Source organism: Pseudoruminococcus sp. (assembly GCF_047012705.1).
Taxonomy (GTDB): domain Bacteria; phylum Bacillota; class Clostridia; order Oscillospirales; family Acutalibacteraceae; genus Pseudoruminococcus.
On record NZ_JBKXNW010000005.1, the window covers coordinates 213964 to 214493 of the forward strand.

Below are 530 nucleotides of genomic sequence, written 5' to 3' on the forward strand. Positions count from 1 at the left end.
TCACGGTTTGTGGAGATGTTCTGTAATACTGATGATAAGCGTACCATAGCGGATATATGCTCAATCATTACGGATGGTACGCACCAGCCGCCGAAATTCACACAAGACGGGATACCGTTCCTATTTGTATCAAACATTGTAACAAATGAAATTACCTATAATGCGGAGAAATTCATATCAGAAGAAACCTATGATGAACTTTACAAGCGTACTCCTATTGAAATAGGCGATATTGTGTTATCAACCGTTGGCTCTTACGGTCACCCTGCGGTAGTAAAAACAAATAAAAAATTCTTGTTTCAGCGTCATATAGCCTATCTGAAACCTATTTCAAGTGTTGTAAACTCGATTTATCTGCATAGTGCTATTCTTTCTAACGATGCACAAAGGCAGATTGAGGAAAGAGTAAAGGGTATCGCTCAAAAAACTCTGAACTTGTCGGAGATAAGGAAAATAACCGTTCCTATCCCTCCCCTTGCCCTACAAGAGCAATTCGCCGCCTTTGTAGAACAGACCGACAAATCGAAATT

1 protein-coding gene is annotated in these 530 nt (G+C 40.0%); it reads left to right on the forward strand.

The genetic code is table 11. The features are described 5' to 3' along the window. Window positions 1-530 (forward strand): restriction endonuclease subunit S (locus tag ACLU24_RS06845; protein ID WP_412611301.1); only part of this gene is annotated, 530 nt, incomplete at both ends.